Origin of the sequence: Kangiella taiwanensis, from assembly GCF_020005165.1 — a bacterium.
Classification (GTDB): domain Bacteria; phylum Pseudomonadota; class Gammaproteobacteria; order Enterobacterales; family Kangiellaceae; genus Kangiella; species Kangiella taiwanensis.
The window spans coordinates 294751-313110 of the sequence record NZ_JAHCLT010000002.1; the positions used below are offsets into that span (position 1 = coordinate 294751).

Here is an 18360-nt window from a genome sequence, read left to right on the forward strand (position 1 = left end):
GCCAGAGATTTGGTCTGTGCTAATACCGAAACTGTCAGCCGCCTGTGCCGCTGACTCTTTCGCAGCATCAGCCGCTTTATTCGTAGACATAATGGTTCCCCGTAGTTGATAAATGTATCACGCGAGTATTCTATTAACTGGTTCCCAGAGTAACAAGCGTATGATTAAAATCAAGAAGTTACTTTTACAAATTTTAACGACAAAACACGTCTAATCTGTTAGTTTGTTAGCAGGATTGATTACATTTCATCCACAGGATTTTAAGGAGTGCTCATGACTTCATTGAAGATTCTCACCATTTCTAGCTTGGCAGCTCTATTAACCACAGGCTGTGCCAGTATCAAACCTGCTGAAGTTGATACCAAATTATCAGCTTGGCAAGGTAGCAACATCGATACGGTCATCCAAACATGGGGAGTCCCAAGCGCAGACCGTGAAATTAATGGAAAGCAGTACGCCAAATGGAATACTCGAGAAATAAAGAACCGTCCTTCTTTTAATATCGGTGTCGGCGGTTTCGGTGGTAACTTCTTCGGCAGTATTGGAACAACTCTTTTTGGCGGTAAAAAAGATGTGTATTGCACTGTTCAAGTTGGTTATAACGAGCAAGGCATCGTTACTCAAACCAACTGGAGCGGCGATCCTGATGCCTGCAACTCAGCAATACCCGATCGCGAGGAGCAACAGTCATAACCCTTGAGTTAATGTTATACGTTAAAGCGCCTCAAGATGACTGATGATAAGTTGTAACTCAGCTTGATAGTAATCGTTAATATCAGGCCTAAATACTGCTTTAATGCGGGATATTGGTTGTGACCACAACACTGGATCAACGTTGAATGCAATCGCAGGAATCGGTGTTGCACACCCTTCTTTTTCCAACGTTAGTTTTAGGTGTTTTTCGCCGACAATTCGCTTATTAAGCACATTGAACTCATCGTCAAAACTAGGTTCAGCAAAACCTTGTCCGAATGGGCCCGCGGCTACTAGTAACTCGGCACTTGATAGCTGATACTCTTCAGGGAGTAAGGAGCCATCGGTTTCAACGACATCTTCCATAATAGTTTCGCCGAGGACTTGCCTAACCGCTTGCTCGAAAGCGAGCTGAAAATCATCAAAGTTATCTTTGTGCAATGACAAACCCGCAGCCATAGCGTGGCCACCAAACTTATCAATTAAACCTGGGTGCTTGGCATCCACCAGCGCAAGTGCATCACGGATGTGTACTTCTTTTACTGATCTACCAGAGCCTTTAATAAAATCATCATCAGCATTCGCAAATACTATGCACGGTCGGTAGGTCTTATCTTTGAGACGCGAAGCCACCAAACCGACCACCCCTTGGTGCCAATGCGGCTCATACAAACATAACGACGTAGCGCCCTCAATATTCTCCAACGGCATTGACTCGATCTGCGCCAAAGCCTCATCCTGCATTTCCTGCTCGACTTGCTGCCTATCGGAATTCAGACTATGAAGAATTTGAGCTAATTCAGCCGCTTTACCGCTATCATCGGCCAGCAGACACTCAATTCCAAGCCCCATATCGTCTAGGCGACCAGCAGCGTTTAGCCTTGGCCCTACGGCAAAACCCAAATCAGTTGACTTGATTTTTACAGGATCGCGCTTCGCTATCCGAAGCAATTCAATAATCCCCGGGCGGCACTTCATGGCTTTGATTAGCTTTAAACCATAATGCACTAAAATTCGGTTGTTCTTATCCAATGGCACCACATCAGCGACAGTTCCTAAAGCCACGATATCAAGGTAGCGTGCAAGGTTAAGCTCTTCAATTTTTGAGCTCTCAAACCAATGCTTATCACGAAGAAAAGCGCGGAAAGCTAACAGAACATAAAACACTACCCCGACACCCGCCAAGTTTTTACTCGGAAAGGTATCGCCCGGTTGATTTGGGTTCACAATAGCATCAGCCGCTGGTAACTCGTCCCCTGCCAAATGATGATCAGTCACCAATACTTTTATGCCAGCATCTTTCGCGGCTTTGACACCGGCGATACTTGAGATGCCATTATCTACCGTAATAATGAGATCGGGCGCCATGTCTTTCGCGACCTCAACCAGCTCCGGAGACAAGCCATAACCGTATTCAAAACGATTAGGCACTAGATAATCCACCTGCATGCCCAGTCGCTCCAACACCAGCTTCGTTAGAGCGCTACTGGTCGCTCCGTCAGCATCGAAATCGCCTACGATCAAAACCTTTTCATTGCCGCTTAAGCTCTGCCATAACAGTTCAACTGCTTGATCAATACCTTTGAGAGAGTGATATGGCTCCAATGCTGACAAACGATAATCAAGCTCTTCAGCACCTTCCACTCCACGGTTGGAGTAGACTCGGTTGAGTAGACTCGAATCCGTCAGATCGTGCTTAATGGCCGAAGTTCGGCGGCGAATATTTAGTGGCATATAAATCAGGGAGGTTACACTTTTCGTTGCTCAACGTTATACTGCAAATAGTCTTTTGGTGCAAAGTTGTTTCTTGTATGGATATTTCGCTCGATCAAAACTCTGGTGACTACCTTATCCGCTCCTATTCAAGTGGCGTGGTTAAGGTTAACAATACTGAGTACACAAAACCGTTGGTTGTTAGCCTGAACTCTCTATCTCAAGAAAACCTGCCAAGTAGCGTTGATGAAATGAGCGTTGATACTTTAAAGATGCTCGAAATTGAAAAGTATGAAGCCGTGTTGTTAGGAACAGGCCCCCAACTTGAGCAACTTTCCTGGGAACTGTTAGAGGAGGCGCAAATGATGAAAGCGCCACTTGAAGTAATGTCGACCGGGGCAGCCTGCCGAACCTTCACTGTGCTAGCAAGCGAAGGTCGACGGGTTTTAGCTATTTTATACCCCTAGTAGGCACTACTACTGAAGTTACATTCTATCTGTTGGCGACTTTCTCTTGCTCTGAAGAAAGTTCAGTTAGTCGACGATTCAAAACTTCAGCTGGCAAGTAGCCACCAATAAGGTCTCCATTCTCTAGAATAATTCCCGGCGTGCCATTGAGACCAAACTTGCGCACTAGCGCCATATGCTCTTTAAAAGGTGTTTGGCAATTGCCTGTGCGATACTTATTTTGGATTTTCGCTTCAGTCATGGCCGTCTGTTGGTCGGCCGCACACCAAATACCCTCTAACTTTGCAGCTGACTTCGAGTCTAGCCCAGCTCGCGGGAACGCTAAATAGCGAAGTGTAATGCCTAAGTCTAAGTAGTTTTGACGCTCACGGTGCATTTTTTGGCAGAAGCCACAATCCACATCAGTGAAAATGGTAATCACATGTTTCTCGTTAGGGGCTTTAAATACCACCATGTCGCTTTCATCAAGACTATTGATTTCCTTCATTCTCATCGGTGACTCTTTCTTTTGAATCTCAGCCATACGCTCCGATGATAAATTACGAACTTTTGGTGTAGAGATATCTAACACCTGACCTTTAATCAGATATTTACCATTGTTAGAAATATAATAAAGGTCTCCCTGAAGCACAAAAGAATACAAACCATCAATTTCAGAAGGAGCTATGTGCTGAATGTTAGCCGATGGAAATTTGTTTCTCAGTAAATCCGAGATTTGTTGACTATCCAAAACAGTGACATCCTGTAGGGGTTTAGTTCTAACATCTGTACGCTTAGATGCTCCAGCGTTCTCTTCCCTTGGCGCTTGATTGGATGTTTCTTTGACAGGCTTTACTTGAGCTACTGTTTCAGTTTCCTGATTAGCGCTTTCGATTTTAGCACTGGTCTTTTCTGATTCAGTAGCGTCTTTAGAAACTTTGCTAGAGGGCTTTAATGCTCCTTCTTCAGAAGCTTTATTGCTAATCTTCTGAACCTTCTCGTCGGTAGTATTATCACTTGCAGCGTTATCACACGCAGTAACTCCCAGCGCTAGACTTAACAAACTGAACAAAGCCAAGCTTTTACTATTCATCATAATGTCCTGTCATCTTTAATTTGTTTCCAGAAAACTTGCAGTTAAAGAATATGCTCCCACTGCTCGCCAAATCATTCTAGCCAAGTTTTATGGGCACAAGTTAGTTGATTTACAAAGCTTTACATGGGTTTAACCACGTGGATGATGCTCAGAATGCATCTGTTTTAAGCGTTCTCGAGCAACATAAGTATAGATCTGGGTTGTCGACAAGTCACTATGACCCAGCAACATTTGCAACGTCCTCAGATCGGCCCCATGGTTTAAAAGATGAGTAGCAAAGGCATGACGTAAGGTATGGGGCGACAAGTGTGTCCTAATGCCAGCCGTTTTCGCGTAATGCTTGATACGATACCAAAATGTTTGTCGCGTCATTCTAGAACCTCTTGTGCTCAAAAATAACCAATCATTAGGATCGCTTCCAGCCAGTTCGGCCCGACCATGCTTTAGGTATTGCTGAACCGATGCCAAAGCTTCCTCACCAATTGGCACTAAACGTTCTTTATCCCCTTTGCCAATAACCCGCATCACCCCCTGCACAAACCCGATTTGGTTCACTTCAATACTTATTAGCTCGGTTATACGTAAACCACTGCTGTATAACAACTCAAGCATGGCTCTATCCCGTAACCCCAAAGCAGTCTCTAAATCAGGTTGCTCGATCAACGCCTCAACGTCTTTTTCACTTAATGACTTTGGAACTGGAGGTTGTATTTTTGGGTTCTCGATCTGCTGAGTCGGATCGACTTTTAGCCGATGTTGCTGACACAGATAACCATAAAATTTACGTAGCGATGATAGTAAGCGAGCGGTCGAACGCCCGCTGTATTGCTGCTGAAAGCGACATGCTAAATAGGATTGAATATCCCCTTCACCCACCGACAATAGTCTCTGACCTTGCTCCTTGAGCCAAGATGCAAATAGTTTTAGATCTGTTCGATAACTGGATAAAGTGGCATCCGATAAGCGTTGCTCCATCCATATGTGATCACAAAACAGTTCAATCTCTTGAATATCTTGTTCTGTGGCTTTACTTTTCTTTCGACGCTTATCAACCAAGGTTCACTACCGGTAATGATATTGAGTTAAGATTACCTTATGCCCTGCTCAAACAAAAGTAGGATTACGCCCTCACTTTTGTTTTGACCACAAAAAAAGCAGCCCAAAGGCTGCTTTTTTATCACGTTATAAAAGTAACGCTTACTTTTTAACGTCAAGTCTTTCTTTAATACGAGCAGACTTACCGCTACGCTCACGCAAGTAGTAGATTTTCGCTTTACGAACATCACCACGACGCTTGATGTTAATGCTATCAACTAGTGGGCTGTAAGTTTGGAATGTACGCTCAACGCCAACACCAGAAGAAATTTTACGAACAGTAAAAGCAGAGTTTAAGCCGCGGTTACGCTTGGCGATAACAACGCCTTCAAACGCCTGTAGACGCTCACGATCGCCTTCTTTTACTTTAACTTGGACAATTACAGTGTCACCAGCGCCAAATTCTGGCACTTCTTTATTCATTTGTTCAGCTTCTAGCTGTTGGATGATGTTACTCATGGCTGTTGCTCCTCATTTGAGCGTTTGCTCTGTCAAAATTAATCGATAAGAAGAGTTATGGCTTTAAACCGTTCTCTTCAATAAATTCTTGCAAGAGTTGTTGTTGCTCATCGTTAAGTTCGACGTGCTCTAACAAATCCTTGCGTCTTAGCCAGGTTCTCCCCAGAGATTGCTTCAGCCTCCAGCGACGAATACGTTCGTGGTCGCCAGTTAGCAATATGGGCGGGACCTGTCGACCCTCGTAAACCTCAGGTCTTGTATAGTGCGGATGATCCAATAAACCGTCCGCAAACGAATCTTGCTCTGCAGAATCTTGGTGGCCCAACACTCCCGGCAAGGTTCTTACAACCGAGTCCATTACAGCCATAGCTGCAATTTCCCCACCGCTTAAAACAAAATCTCCGAGCGATATTTCTAAGTCTATTTCAGACTCAATCACACGCTCATCAATCCCTTCGTAGCGGCCAGCAACTAAAAGCAGGTTTTGCTTTTGTGCTAATTCTTTTACTAGCTGATGGTTTAGTGTTTTACCTTGCGGTGATAAGTACACCTTATATACAGGCTGTGACTCTTCACTTGCAGTATCGGCATCAATAGCCATAACACTTTCAGCATAACGAATAGCTTCTGTTAATGGAGCCGTCATCATCAACATGCCAGGTCCACCGCCATAAGGCCTATCATCAACGGTACGGTGCTTGTCTTGAGTAAAGTCTCTTGGGTTAGTCACCCCAACATGGACCTTACCTTGTTTCACCGCACGACCAACAACACCTTGTTCGCAAATCGTATCGAACATTTGCGGGAAAAGGCTGATGACTTGGATGTTCATCAACGCTTTTACATCAGTGCTAATAGTCAGACTCCCAATCAACGAGCATTTCGCCCGCATTCAAGTCTACGTTAATAACGCTATACTCTGGTACATATGGAATTAGTAGTTCGCCACCTTTGGGCTGCTTCACCACCAACACATCATTAGCACCAGTTTCCATCAGTTTTTTAATCTGCCCCAACTGTTCACCAGCTTGATTTACGACGTTTAATCCAATCAGATCTCGCCAGTAAAACTCACCATCGCCCAGACTCGGCAGCTGCGATTTTGAAATCGCAATTTCAACCCCGTGGTAACTTTCAGCCAAATTCCGATCGTCGCAACCCTCAAGCTGAGCGACCAAGGTCTTTCCTTGCTCGCGACCGCTCAAGACAGTAACTTCCTGCCATTGACCGTTTTGTTTCAAATACCACGGTTTGTAGTTAAGAATGTTCTCTTTAGGCGATGTAAAAGAGTACACTTTCACCCAGCCCTTGATGCCGTAAGCCCCATTTAACTTGCCAACAATAAGTGGCTCAAAAGCTTCAGACATTAATAGTAATTCTTAACTATTCAGTAACTTACTCAGCCGCAGCTTCTTTAACTAGCGCTGCAACGCGGCCAGTCATTTGTGCGCCTTCACCGATCCAGTGTTGAACACGATCAGTGTCCACACGTAGACGCTCTTCGTTACCACGAGCAACAGGGTTAAAGAAACCAACGCGCTCAATGAAACGACCATCGCGACGTGCGCGAATATCAGCAACTACTAAGTGGTAAAAAGGACGCTTTTTAGAACCACCACGTGCTAAACGGATGCTAACCATACGTTTAAATCCTCTAATATTAAATACAAAACACCCCAAAGCCCCCTTCATAAGGCGCTTCCGAGGCTTACAAATTTTTAAGAGCGCGAATTTTACATGAAATCGCACCCATTTGGAAACGGTTTTTACTAATAAATCCGTATATTACAGGCTACTTGTAAGCCCGATAATGCTATAAAGCAAAGTCATGCTATTATAACAGGGACAGATGAGTATAAAAAACGCCTGATTCCACTCGGCCACTTAGCTCTAACTCTTTGTTTTAAAAACTTTGTTTTTATTTGACACGGATTTTGCTGTTAATCCGTCTTAATTCCTTAGAACGTAGAAAATTAAGGACAATAATGATTAAACCATTAGTGATGATTGTATTCTTAGTGGCCTCTATGGCCGTTACAGCTAAGCAAAGTACTCCTTATCTCATCAAAGACCAAGATATTGCTCAAGCAGCCAAGTATTTTAATGAAGGCCAATATTCCGAAGCTCAAGCCATCTACCTTGACCTTGCTAGCGCTGGGGATAAATACGCTCAGTACATTTTGTCCGTCATCGAACTCCAGGGGCTAGTTGGTGAGCCCAATGTACCAAAGGCGTACGCATGGGCTAAAGTCGCTAAAGAAGGCAATAACGGGGTGCTGAAAGCGCATTTTGAAAAAGTGTCTAACCTCATTACAGACCCAAATGAAGATGAAGTCTTAAGCGTTTCATCAGATATTTACAGTAAATACAGTAATATGGCTGTAGCAAAGCGTTACTTACGTCACCTAAGAAATGAAATGCCAAAATGCACTGGAAGCCGCCTTAGGGGTAACGTCACAGCTTGCCGTCGTATCAGGGTTTCTTGTGATCCAATGACGCTAACAAAGTCTGCATTAGAGTCTTGCCTTGAGTTTGTTGCAAAGATTCAGCCTGAAAATTTGAAAAGGATGAAGCATGATTTCAACCTGTTGAAAGACTATGTGACTGAGCTCGAAGAAAGGACTGGTAACGTCACAATTTCCGATGAAAATGAGTAGGGGCTTACTTATAAAAAAGCGGCTAAGGCTTAGCCTTAACCGCTTTAAATTCAATCAGTTAGATTGCTTTATTGCTTTGGAGAGCAGCTCTTAGCTTTTTCAGGATCAATGCCGTGTTCTTGTGAAACACCATTAGCACAGTTTTCCATTTCAGCATTCAATGCATCGCGCTCTTCTTGGCTCATACCTTGTGCAGCCATTAGTTTGCTGAAGTTTGGTGCCATACATTTGTTCAGAACACCATCCATCATTTCGCTACATTCAGCTTGAGTCACTTCCATACACGACAACATTTCTTTATCTTGGCAAGCCTTCTGCATTTGTTGCTTCATCATCTGCATCATCATCGCTTCCATACCAGCAGCTTGCTGCGCTTTTGCGTTATCAGTTGCTGCTGTTTCTTCAGCTTGAGCAGTAACAGACATAGCCAATAATGCACTACCAGCTAATAATCCAAGTAATTTCATAGAATTCTCCAAAAAATGATAAGTTCAAGTCGCCCGATTCTAACGAATATGCATCTAAGTACAACCTATTTTCGGCCAAAAGGAGGCATACCTCCCATTCCACCGCCTCCGCCACCAGGCGGCATCATACCCTGCATTCCACGCATCATTTTCATCATGCCACCCTTGCCTTTCATCTTTTTCATCATCTTTTGCATCTGATTGAACTGCTTTAAAAGACGGTTAACATCTTGAATTTGCGTACCTGAACCGTTAGCAATACGCTTTTTACGCGAGCCTTTGATAAGCTCTGGTCTCGCACGCTCTTTCGGTGTCATTGAATTGATCATCGCAACCATACGGCCAGTCGACTTATCGTTCATCACTTTTTGTTTTGCCGCTTCTGGGATTTGGCCCATACCCGGCAATTTATCCATTAAACCAGCCATACCGCCCATATTCGACATCTGTAATAGTTGTTCACGGAAATCATGAAGGTCAAAACCCTTCCCTTTCATGATTTTTTTGGCGACTTTCTCAGCTTTTTTCTTATCGACCTTACGCTCAACTTCCTCGATAAGGCTTAATACATCGCCCATGCCCAAAATTCGAGAAGCAACACGCTCTGGGTGGAATGGTTCTAATTGATCCAGCTTTTCGCCCATACCGATAAACTTAATAGGCTTCCCAGTAATCTGACGAATCGATAACGCCGCACCACCACGCGCATCACCATCGGCTTTGGTTAAGATAACACCGGTTAAGTCTAAAGCATCATTGAAAGCTTTCGCGGTATTCGCAGCATCCTGACCCGTCATAGAGTCGACAACAAACAATGTTTCTGTCGGCGACACCGCTTGTTGTAATTCACTAATTTCAGCCATCATCGCTTCGTCAACCGCCAGTCGACCCGCGGTATCAATGATGATGACGTCCATAAATTGCTTGCGGGCTTCTTCAATTGCGTCTTTCGCAATATCGACAGGCTTTTGCTCTGTTGTACTCGGGAAGAAAGTCGCGCCGACTTCACCAGCAACGGTTTCAAGCTGTTTAATCGCAGCTGGTCGATAAACGTCAGCACTCGCCACCATCACCGATTTTTTCTCACGATTAATCAATAAGTGCGATAATTTACCAGCACTGGTGGTTTTACCTGCACCCTGCAAACCCGCTAATAAAATCACAACCGGCGGTTTAGCGCCTAATTCTAGTGCATCATTCTCCGCACCCATCGCCTTAACAAGCTCGTCGTTAACGACTTTAATAAACGCCTGTCCAGGATCGAGGGCTTTACCGACCTCAGTACCTACTGCACGCTCTTTGACTGCGCCAATAAACTCTTTAACAACAGGTAACGCCACGTCGGCCTCAAGTAACGCCATGCGCACTTCACGCAAAGTTTCCTTGATGTTGTCTTCGCTGATTTTGCCTTTGCCCGCTAAACTTTTAAGGGCTCCAGAGAGGCGATCACTTAAATTATCAAACATTCGCTATAACTCACTCGTATGATTTCAGTTAGCTCAAATTATTATAATAGTCTTAGGCTAGTTACTTAAAGCTAACGTCAAATTCGATTATGTATAAAAATATGGTCCAATTATACTTAATCAACCCAGAAATGCACGATATCAAAGGCTAGTGAGCAAGACCAAGCTCCACAAACTGGCTTTGTCACACCATTTTAACCCTTCCCCACTATGTTCCGCTTGTTAACGCGTGGTTTTCCTCTAAAATAGCCATTAGAATTGACTGAGAACTATTTACAATAACGTGACACTGATTTTTCAAATTTTAACTGGACTCGCCTATCTCGGCCTAGCGCTGTTTTTGGTGCGTCGAATCAAAAACCCTAAACAACAGGTTCCTGAGTGGGGCAAATGGTTACCGCTTATTCCTGCGACACTGCACCTATTTACAGTTTATCTACTAATTGATAAAAGCAGTGATTCAGGTCAAAACTTATCACTGTTAAATTTGATTTCACTGATCACTCTGATTTTAGTGCTTTTGGTCGCCGTTTACCGCTTTAGCAAACAAACACCACACCTGATGCTGTACACGGCTATTATAGCTGGGGTTATTAACTGGCTATCCATCATTCCTGAAGAGCCCAATATTGTGAACTTCAGTAATAACGGCCTAGGCATACTGCATGTATGGCTTTCAATTATCGGCTTTAGCCTGCTACTAGCAGCCAGTCTGCAGAGCGCTCTCGTATTAGTTCTCCATGGTAAACTGCGTCATAAACCATCGAGTATCCACCCTCTTTTGCCACCGCTACTGGAAATGGAGCGTTTTTTATCAACGTTAGTGTTGTCGGGGATCATTAGCCTCGGAGTGGCTTTCGGTCTTGGCTTTGGCTTGCCTGAATCAGTCATCAAAGCCCAACCACTTCATAAAATCATTTTATCTTTATTAGCTTGGTTCAGCTTCTGTACATTTTACATCGGTTATAAGAGCTCTAAATTAAGCGGTATTCGATTCGCGAGATTCTGCATCATCGCTTTTGTTATTTTAAGTATAGGCTTCATTGGCACTAAACTGGTTATCCAGTACATTTTATAAGAACAATACGGAGTTAATTTTTGGAACAGCTGTCAACGGGAACCTTATTCTTAATACTGGGCTTATTAATACTACTTTCAGCTTTTTTCTCTAGCTCAGAAACAGGCATGATGTCGCTCAACCGTTACCGCTTAAAGCACCGCGCACGAAGTGGTGATAAAAGTGCCAAACGAGTTTACGACATGCTAAAGCGTCCCGATAAATTATTAGGTCTTATTTTGCTAGGCAATAATATTGTCAATATTCTTGCCTCTGCTATTGCAACTGTGATTGCGATTCGATTTTGGGGCGAAGGCGGTATTTTTGCTGCGACATTAATGCTCACTGTTGTGATTTTGATTTTTGCAGAAGTGACGCCAAAGACATTAGCAGCCTTAAATCCTGAGAAAATCTCCTTTTTCGCGGCTCCAACGCTGAAAGTTCTTTCCACAATTTTCCACCCCGCAATTAAGCTCATTAGTTTTTTAGCCAACGGTTTATTAAAGCTGTTCGGCGTTAACTCAAGCTCAGACACTGACGATCACTTAAGTCAGGAAGAGCTGCGAACCGTCGTTAATGAAGCTGGAACAATGATTCCCCGTCGTCACCAAAAAATGTTGCTGAGCATTCTGGATCTTGAAACGGTCACTGTTGATGACATTATGGTACCGAGAAACGAAATCATTGGTATCGACTTAAATGATGATATGGACTATATCCTTGAGCAGATCCGAAACAGCATTCACACACGTCTACTCGTGTTTCGCGGCGAAATCGATAGCGTTGAGGGTTTTTTACATGCCAGAAATTTTGGTCGAGTTCTCGAAATGGAGTCGAACTCGCCGGAGGGGATATTGGATCACTTGGATCCGATTTATTATGTGCCAGAAGGTACGCCTCTACATACGCAACTGATGAAGTTCCAGCGGAAACGTGATCGGATTGGCCTTGTCGTCGATGAGTACGGTGATATTGAAGGATTGGTGACCTTAGACGATATTCTAGAAGAAATCGTGGGTGACTTTACTACTGAAATGTCTAGTATTAATCGTGACATCCAAAAGGATGGTGACAACGCCTATTTGATAGACGCCACGGTTACCGTTCGCGACCTCAATAAAACACTGGAATGGGAACTTCCTACCGAAGGCCCTAAAACTCTCAACGGATTAATTACAGAATACTTAGAAACTATCCCACAGTCGGGAACCTGTTTACGGCTTTATGGTTACCCAATGGAAATTTTGCAAATAAAAGATAACATCGTTAAGAGCGTACGTGCGATGCCGCATTTATACGCACCACCTAACGATGACCAGGACTAGGACTGATAATGACCCAACAGAAAGAAAGTATTTTCTTTAAGCTTTATAAAAAAATCATTCTCGACCACCCTTTAGCGAGCCTTGTCGTTGTTATATTGTTGACAGTGTTAGCGGCAAGCCAGCTCTACAAGTTTAGACTCGATGCATCTGGCGAGTCATTAGTACTTGAGAACGACCAATCACTTGAATACTACCGGCAGGTTAATGAAAAGTATGGCTCTGATGATTTCTTGATCATCACGTGGCAGCCCAACAAGGGGCTGATGAGTGATGAATCGATTGAAGGGCTCAAATCATTAACCTCTGAACTTAACAAGGTTCAAACTGTTTCCGGCATTAACAGCATTTTAAATGTCCCGCTACTCGAAGGCTTAACTCTTGACACCGACGCTCTTGGTGACGAAATCCCTACCTTAGAAAGTCCTGATATCAACCGAGAAGAAGCCTTACAAGAGTTCACGTCGAGTCCGATCTATAAAAACTTACTGGTTGGTGAAGACGGTACAACCAGCGCTGTTCAAATAAACTTTGAACGTGACGAAGAATATTTTTCTCTGCTGAGCGCAAGAGATGAACTACGTGCTCGGGCAACCAAGAAAGAACTCTCTGCAGAAGAGCAAGCTAAACTCGAACGCCTTGAAGCAGACTTTGATAGCTACAGCAAAAAAGTTTCCGATCGCACCAGTAACATTATTGCTGAAGTAAGAACCATCATGGAGGACTACCGCGGCATAGCCACGATGCATCTTGGCGGTATTTCCATGATCACAAATGACATGCTGACCTTTATCCAACACGACATTACAGTTTTTGGTATCGGCATCATGTTATTCATCATGCTGGCATTATTTGTATTCTTTGGCAAAGCTCGTTGGGTCGTACTGCCACTGTTCTCATGCATTGTTACCGTTGTCATGTTGGCAGGGTTATTAAGCTTTTTAGATTGGCGCATAACCGTCATCTCTTCTAACTTCCCTTCGATTCTACTGATTGTAATCTTGGCGCTGAATGTCCATCTCGCTGTGTATTACCGCGATTTTATTTCTTCAGCGCCTGAATCAAGCCAAGAACTGAGAGTATCTACCACTTTAAAAACCATGTTCTGGCCATGCTTTTATACTGCGCTTACAACCGTAGTAGCCTTTATATCATTACTGATTAGCGGCATCAGACCTGTAATCGATTTTGGCTGGATTATGACGATAGGTATCGTGCTAGGCTTTGTTGTCACTTTTGTGATATTCCCTAGCTTTATTCAGTTGCTGAAGCAGGATACACATACCAGTGGAACCAGTATTACTTATAAAATTACGCACTGGATTTATAATTTTACGGTGAATTTTAAAGCTGTAATTTTCGTTGCCACAGTCGCAATTATTGCCTTTAGTGCTTACGGGATTACTCAACTAAAAGTTGAGAACCGATTCATTGATTATTTTAAACCCAGCACTGAGATCTACCAAGGTATGACTGTCATCGATCAAAAGCTTGGGGGCACCACACCGTTAGATATCGTAATAGACAAGGGTGAAGAAAGTTCGTTGGTTGCTGATGATGAGTTTGAAGATGAATTTGGCGACGACTTTGATAGTGGCATTTATGATGCAGGTTACTGGTTCACTGGAGCTAAACTTAATCAGGTTGAGCAAATCCATGACTACATTGATGGTCTAGATGTTACAGGAAAAGTTCAATCTATTGCGACATACTCGAAAGTACTTGAGAAGATGAATGGTGGGGAATACCCTGACGAGCTGACTTTAAGCCTAGTCCATCAAAAAACTCCTGAAGAAGTCCGCTCAGTGCTAATGGACCCGTACTTATCCGAAGACGGCAGTCAAATCCGTATCAATATTCGTGTTCAAGAGACAAACCATGACCTTAAGCGTGCCGAACTGATCAACAATATCAACGATTACATTGTTGAAGAAGCCGGTATTTCTCAGGATAGAGTCCACTTCACGGGGATGCTTGTTCTCTACAACAATATGCTTGAGAGCTTGTTTGACTCACAAATCAAGACTATCGGTGCCGTATACCTAGCCATTTTGTTAATGTTTATTGTCCTTTTTCGCTCTGTGGTGTTGGCTATACTCGCGACCATTCCTAATGCACTGTCTGCGGCACTAGTTCTAGGGATTATGGGTTGGATGGGTGTACCGATGGATATGATGACAATCACCATTGCTGCCATTGTCATAGGAATCGCGGTTGATAACTCAATTCACTATGTGCATCGCTTTAGGGCCGAGTTCCAGAAGGATCATAACTACTTAGAAACCATGAAGCGTTGTCATGGCAGTATTGGTAAAGCTATTTACTACACCGGCGTGACCGTAATTTTTGGTTTTGCAATCTTAGCCTTGTCTGAGTTTATTCCTTCGATTTACTTTGGTCTGTTAACAGGATTAGCGATGGCAGTGGCTCTGTTCTTGAATTTAACCTTATTACCTTTGATGCTTATAACAATGAAACCTCTGAAAGCAAAAAAATAGTAACCCATTATGTTAAGTACAAAAAAGCCGCGATAATCGCGGCTTTTTTGTTGCTATTGTTTTGAGTTAGCTTTTACGACGAAGTACTAAGCCTGCAGCAAGCAGCATCAGCAATAAGATATTGCCGCTACCACCACCGCCGCCGCCTGAGGACTTCTCTGCAACAGAGATGGTTTTGTTCACCGTTACTTCAACACCAGTGCTGTCTGCGACAGTAAAGGCAACATCGTAACTACCCGCTGAAGCATATGTATGGCTTGGGTTAGCGCCTGTAGCACTGGAGCCATCGCCAAAGTTCCATGAGTAGCTATAGTTCCCATCACCACCACCAACATTAGACGTGAAGTTAACTTTTAATCCATTCGCTGAAGTGTTCATCGAAGCATTAAGCGCAGCGACGACTTGAACAACTTTAGACACTTCAACTGCTTGTTTATCACTGCTGGTAACACTTAGGGTAATCGTATATTCGCCAGTCAGGGCATAGGTATGCTCTCCTGAACGGTTACTACTGGTCGCGCCATCACCAAAATCCCAAGAGTAGGTATAGTCAGGTGAACCACCAACAGCATTACCTGATACTGAAACTTTTGCACCATTGACTGAAGACACAATCTCGGCCTGTAACTCATCAGCAATACTGACTGACTTCGACTTGCTGTCGACTGTCGCTTCGCCGTCAGTAACGGTTAGAGTGACCGTGTAAACACCGCTTTGAGCGTAAGTGTGCGTTGGATTTGCGTCAACCGAAACAGCAGAACCATCACCAAAGTCCCATGCATACGTATAATTAGCATCACCACCTTTAGTGTTATTGCTAAACGCTACTTGCTTGTAGTCGATATCAAATCCAAAATCAGCTGTTAAGGCAGGCGTCGCCTTCGAAATTTTAACCGTAGCGGTACTGCTATTAGTAGCCTGCGCAGTAACCTCGATTGATAGACCGTGAGTTGGTAATACTAAGCCTGACTCTGGCTGCTGTGGTAGAGAGTAATCTAAACTATCATCAAATGTTGCCGTTGATGATAAATGTGAGTCTCCACTGTAGCTTTTTTGGTTATACAAACCAAAGGCCGCGTCTATCACCTGTAAGCTAGAGCTTGCTATCGAGCCATTACGTTTTATTGGGTTCTGATCAGCATCAACTACACCCAAGAAGCCATGTCCAGGATGCTCTTCAACTTTGTTATCAGAGTATGCTTCATCGGCAAACCAAACTAATACGCCTGGGGTGTAAACAGTCCTTTTCAAACCTTCATCTTGACCATTCTCACTGCGTAATTGGACCCAGTAATGTTGTGCTTTACCATCAGTTTTATCGCTCACTCTGAGGAAGCCATTTAAAGTCAAACTGCCTTCAGTTTCAGCGCCATCGGTAAAGATATCGGAACCATTATTCAGAACCAAATCATCAATGACGAGACCGTAACCACCAACAGCAGGGTCAGTAACGTACTTAATCTCTACTGTCACCGACTGACCCGCATATGCTGATAAATCAAACGTTAAATCTAGCCACCCTAATGCTCCTTCAGCACCAGAAATAGTTTTTGATTCTCCAGTAATGAAGTGAGTGACGCCACTATGGTATTGGTTATTTACTTTTGTGTGGTTACCTGCGATAGGGTTTCCGTTAACAAGTACCTGCGCATAATCATAGTCAACTTCAATATCCCATCGGGCCTTCATGCTCAATACACTGTTGCCAGATGCCGGAATATTGACATCAAAAGATAGGGCGTTGTTTAGATAATGTCCTTCGTCTGAGTAATACTGATATGAGCCAGAGTATGGTGGCGCAAAGTCGACTAACGGCTTAGGCATATCAATTCTGATTTGGTTTAAGCCGTTATGATTTACAGCTTCAACTAAATCAAAATTTTGTGAGCCTGTTGCCATCGCTTTAAAATCAACGGTTTGCTCATCTATCCAATCGCCGCCATAGACAGACTGGAAATAGGCACGAGCGTAAGGACTGAAGCCTGTTGGCTGAGTACCAGCAACCTCACCTGCCCAACTACCGCCAGCCATCACTGACCAGTATCCCACTGGTGAGCCCACTGCAGAGCCAGCAATGTCATATTCATCAGGTACACCTAAGTCATGACCAAATTCATGAACGACAACACCTGTGGCGGCATCGATGGATTGAATAGTATAGCCAAACAGCTTCTTCCCTGTGCCTGGAATGGTATAACCATTTGTGTTGGTGTCAACAAAGAAACGATGCGACCAAATAGCATCCTCACCTAAATTACCACCGCCGGCTTCCTCGCCGATGCTCGAATGATAAACCATAACGTGATCGATCATTCCGTCCGCTTCATCGACATTACCATCACCATCTAGGTCATAAGGGTCTTCAATGTCATAATCTGCAAGATTAATACTATTCGCGGCGACAGCTTTAGTCACAGCCTCTTTAATTAAAGCAGGTACATTTTTATCGTTATCATTGCTGTCCGGATCGTTTTGCCCATAATGCTTTGCATTATTATCTGCTGTGACCCAGCCAAAAGTTTGACCTGTGAAATTAAAAGTGCCGCCCGACTCATTTTGATAATACTGATAACCAGATGTGAAGTTTTGACCACTCGGCCCTGTAAAGCCCGTGGTAGAGAACATTAAATCTTGATAGTGGGACACAGGATAAGAGCTGTAGTACATATCCGTATCACCTGAAGTTAAACCATGCGCATTATGCTTTAAATCTGGGAAATCAATCAATACCGCAAGGACTTTAACTGTTTTTTCATCAGTACGCTTATGGCTTTTGCTCTCCCCTTTAAGATACGAAGTTTGCTGACGTTGCAGGCGAGCTTGTTCAATTTTGGGTAACGCTACATTGTTGGAGCGGACGCCTTTTAAATAAGTCGCTAAGGCCGCCTCGCGCTGCGAGTCTGTAGCGTTAGCATCAAGCTCTCCACGCTTTTCTAGCCAATAAATGATCCGCTCATGGTTAACAAGCGCAGGATCTTTTGGGCTTACTTGAGCACCACTTTCCAGTGCAGCTGCATTTACACTGGGTATTATTGCTGCAGCCAACAAGCCAGCAAGAAGCTTTATCTTCATTTCTTAGTTCCTTTTACACAATTAATATAAGTAGCATTTTTCTTATTAATATAGTCACGAATGACCTGCTCTTTTTCAGAATGGGTCATGTCCTCAGTAATGAGCCCTTTTTCTTTTAACATAGGCTCAAGTTTCCAAATGTTTTGTGGTGCTGGAGGAGCACTACAAACAGGCTGGATGGGGTCATTGGTAACGCTATCGTTAGTAGGTTCTGTGCCTTTGTTCGCGCATGAAGCCAGGAGCATCAGGCCAATGAACGGTAAGTATTTGTTGGTCATTAGATCAGGGTAGTTTTTTTATTAGTCGAGTATTTCAATCG

General features: G+C 43.6%; 17 protein-coding genes. 6 read left to right on the forward strand and 11 right to left on the reverse strand.

The annotated features are described in order from the left end of the window. The first annotated feature begins 273 nt into the window (after positions 1-273). On the forward strand, positions 274-693 hold the full coding sequence (locus KFK88_RS06880; RefSeq protein WP_223578063.1) for a hypothetical protein: 420 nt from the start codon (positions 274-276) through the stop codon (positions 691-693). Positions 694-714: 21 nt separating this feature from the next. Here KFK88_RS06880 and recJ read toward each other — a convergent pair whose 3' ends face one another. Beyond that, on the reverse strand, positions 715-2427 hold the full coding sequence (gene recJ / locus KFK88_RS06885) for a single-stranded-DNA-specific exonuclease RecJ (protein WP_223578065.1): 1713 nt from the start codon (positions 2425-2427) through the stop codon (positions 715-717). A gap of 77 nt (positions 2428-2504) precedes the next feature. Here recJ and KFK88_RS06890 point away from each other — a divergent pair, with 77 nt between their 5' ends. Further along, on the forward strand, positions 2505-2873 hold the full coding sequence (locus tag KFK88_RS06890; RefSeq protein ID WP_223578066.1) for an Mth938-like domain-containing protein: 369 nt from the start codon (positions 2505-2507) through the stop codon (positions 2871-2873). Between the two features lie 25 nt (positions 2874-2898). Here KFK88_RS06890 and KFK88_RS06895 read toward each other — a convergent pair whose 3' ends face one another. The 6 genes from KFK88_RS06895 to rpsP form a co-directional block, all read right to left on the reverse strand. Further along, on the reverse strand, positions 2899-3948 hold the full coding sequence (locus KFK88_RS06895) for a thioredoxin fold domain-containing protein (protein ID WP_223578067.1): 1050 nt from the start codon (positions 3946-3948) through the stop codon (positions 2899-2901). 129 nt (positions 3949-4077) lie between these two features. After that, complete coding sequence (gene xerD / locus KFK88_RS06900; RefSeq protein WP_317851550.1) at positions 4078-4959, reverse strand: site-specific tyrosine recombinase XerD; 882 nt, start codon at positions 4957-4959, stop codon at positions 4078-4080. Between the two features lie 186 nt (positions 4960-5145). After that, positions 5146-5502, reverse strand: coding sequence for a 50S ribosomal protein L19 (gene rplS / locus KFK88_RS06905; protein WP_223578069.1), 357 nt, complete (start codon positions 5500-5502; stop codon positions 5146-5148). Between the two features lie 55 nt (positions 5503-5557). Next, positions 5558-6334 carry a tRNA (guanosine(37)-N1)-methyltransferase TrmD gene (gene trmD / locus KFK88_RS06910; protein WP_223578809.1) on the reverse strand — a complete coding sequence of 259 codons (777 nt, stop codon included), beginning with the start codon at positions 6332-6334 and terminating at the stop codon, positions 5558-5560. A 19-nt stretch (positions 6335-6353) separates the two neighbouring features. Then, entirely contained in the window at positions 6354-6869 is a 516-nt protein-coding gene (gene rimM, locus KFK88_RS06915; protein WP_223578070.1) for a ribosome maturation factor RimM, read from the reverse strand. Between the two features lie 28 nt (positions 6870-6897). Further along, positions 6898-7143, reverse strand: a complete 246-nt coding sequence (gene rpsP, locus KFK88_RS06920; RefSeq protein ID WP_223578071.1) for a 30S ribosomal protein S16 — start codon at positions 7141-7143, stop codon at positions 6898-6900. 344 nt (positions 7144-7487) lie between these two features. Here rpsP and KFK88_RS06925 point away from each other — a divergent pair, with 344 nt between their 5' ends. Then, positions 7488-8159: an SEL1-like repeat protein gene (locus KFK88_RS06925; RefSeq protein WP_223578072.1), complete on the forward strand. Its 672-nt coding sequence runs from the start codon at positions 7488-7490 to the stop codon at positions 8157-8159. A 68-nt stretch (positions 8160-8227) separates the two neighbouring features. Here the strand turns inward: KFK88_RS06925 and KFK88_RS06930 are convergent, their stop codons facing one another. Together KFK88_RS06930 and ffh are read right to left on the reverse strand one after the other, a co-directional pair. Continuing rightward, positions 8228-8626, reverse strand: a complete 399-nt coding sequence (locus tag KFK88_RS06930) for a hypothetical protein (RefSeq protein ID WP_223578074.1) — start codon at positions 8624-8626, stop codon at positions 8228-8230. Positions 8627-8691: 65 nt separating this feature from the next. Beyond that, positions 8692-10092 (reverse strand): signal recognition particle protein, encoded by a 1401-nt coding sequence (ffh, locus tag KFK88_RS06935; RefSeq protein WP_223578076.1) that lies wholly within the window; start codon positions 10090-10092, stop codon positions 8692-8694. A gap of 283 nt (positions 10093-10375) precedes the next feature. Here ffh and ccsA point away from each other — a divergent pair, with 283 nt between their 5' ends. From ccsA to KFK88_RS06950, 3 genes are read left to right on the forward strand one after another with little or no spacing between them, the layout of a single operon-like run. Further along, entirely contained in the window at positions 10376-11170 is a 795-nt protein-coding gene (ccsA, locus tag KFK88_RS06940; protein ID WP_223578078.1) for a cytochrome c biogenesis protein CcsA, read from the forward strand. A 20-nt stretch (positions 11171-11190) separates the two neighbouring features. Then, positions 11191-12474, forward strand: coding sequence for an HlyC/CorC family transporter (locus KFK88_RS06945; protein ID WP_223578080.1), 1284 nt, complete (start codon positions 11191-11193; stop codon positions 12472-12474). Positions 12475-12482: 8 nt separating this feature from the next. Then, positions 12483-14969 carry an efflux RND transporter permease subunit gene (locus tag KFK88_RS06950; RefSeq protein WP_223578082.1) on the forward strand — a complete coding sequence of 829 codons (2487 nt, stop codon included), beginning with the start codon at positions 12483-12485 and terminating at the stop codon, positions 14967-14969. A gap of 66 nt (positions 14970-15035) precedes the next feature. Here the strand turns inward: KFK88_RS06950 and KFK88_RS06955 are convergent, their stop codons facing one another. Continuing rightward, the gene (locus KFK88_RS06955) at positions 15036-18041 is read right to left on the reverse strand and encodes an immune inhibitor A domain-containing protein (protein ID WP_223578084.1); all 3006 of its coding nucleotides are present in this window, start codon (positions 18039-18041) and stop codon (positions 15036-15038) included. Further along, a complete protein-coding gene (locus KFK88_RS06960) occupies positions 18038-18319 on the reverse strand; it encodes a hypothetical protein (protein WP_223578086.1) in 282 nt (93 codons plus the stop codon). The genes KFK88_RS06955 and KFK88_RS06960 overlap by 4 nt, the downstream gene beginning before the upstream one ends. Positions 18320-18360 lie beyond the last annotated feature (41 nt).

Excerpts from the sequence above, each read along its gene's own strand:
- KFK88_RS06880 (WP_223578063.1), top strand. The coding sequence starts at position 274 with ATGACTTCATTGAAGATTCTCACCATTTCTAGCTTGGCAGCTCTATTA.
- recJ (WP_223578065.1), bottom strand. The coding sequence starts at position 2,427 with ATGCCACTAAATATTCGCCGCCGAACTTCGGCCATTAAGCACGATCTG.
- KFK88_RS06890 (WP_223578066.1), top strand. The coding sequence starts at position 2,505 with ATGGATATTTCGCTCGATCAAAACTCTGGTGACTACCTTATCCGCTCC.
- KFK88_RS06895 (WP_223578067.1), bottom strand. The coding sequence starts at position 3,948 with ATGATGAATAGTAAAAGCTTGGCTTTGTTCAGTTTGTTAAGTCTAGCG.
- rplS (WP_223578069.1), bottom strand. The coding sequence starts at position 5,502 with ATGAGTAACATCATCCAACAGCTAGAAGCTGAACAAATGAATAAAGAA.
- trmD (WP_223578809.1), bottom strand. The coding sequence starts at position 6,334 with ATGAACATCCAAGTCATCAGCCTTTTCCCGCAAATGTTCGATACGATT.
- rimM (WP_223578070.1), bottom strand. The coding sequence starts at position 6,869 with ATGTCTGAAGCTTTTGAGCCACTTATTGTTGGCAAGTTAAATGGGGCT.
- rpsP (WP_223578071.1), bottom strand. The coding sequence starts at position 7,143 with ATGGTTAGCATCCGTTTAGCACGTGGTGGTTCTAAAAAGCGTCCTTTT.
- KFK88_RS06925 (WP_223578072.1), top strand. The coding sequence starts at position 7,488 with ATGATTAAACCATTAGTGATGATTGTATTCTTAGTGGCCTCTATGGCC.
- KFK88_RS06930 (WP_223578074.1), bottom strand. The coding sequence starts at position 8,626 with ATGAAATTACTTGGATTATTAGCTGGTAGTGCATTATTGGCTATGTCT.
- ffh (WP_223578076.1), bottom strand. The coding sequence starts at position 10,092 with ATGTTTGATAATTTAAGTGATCGCCTCTCTGGAGCCCTTAAAAGTTTA.
- KFK88_RS06950 (WP_223578082.1), top strand. The coding sequence starts at position 12,483 with ATGACCCAACAGAAAGAAAGTATTTTCTTTAAGCTTTATAAAAAAATC.
- KFK88_RS06955 (WP_223578084.1), bottom strand. The coding sequence starts at position 18,041 with ATGAAGATAAAGCTTCTTGCTGGCTTGTTGGCTGCAGCAATAATACCC.
- KFK88_RS06960 (WP_223578086.1), bottom strand. The coding sequence starts at position 18,319 with ATGACCAACAAATACTTACCGTTCATTGGCCTGATGCTCCTGGCTTCA.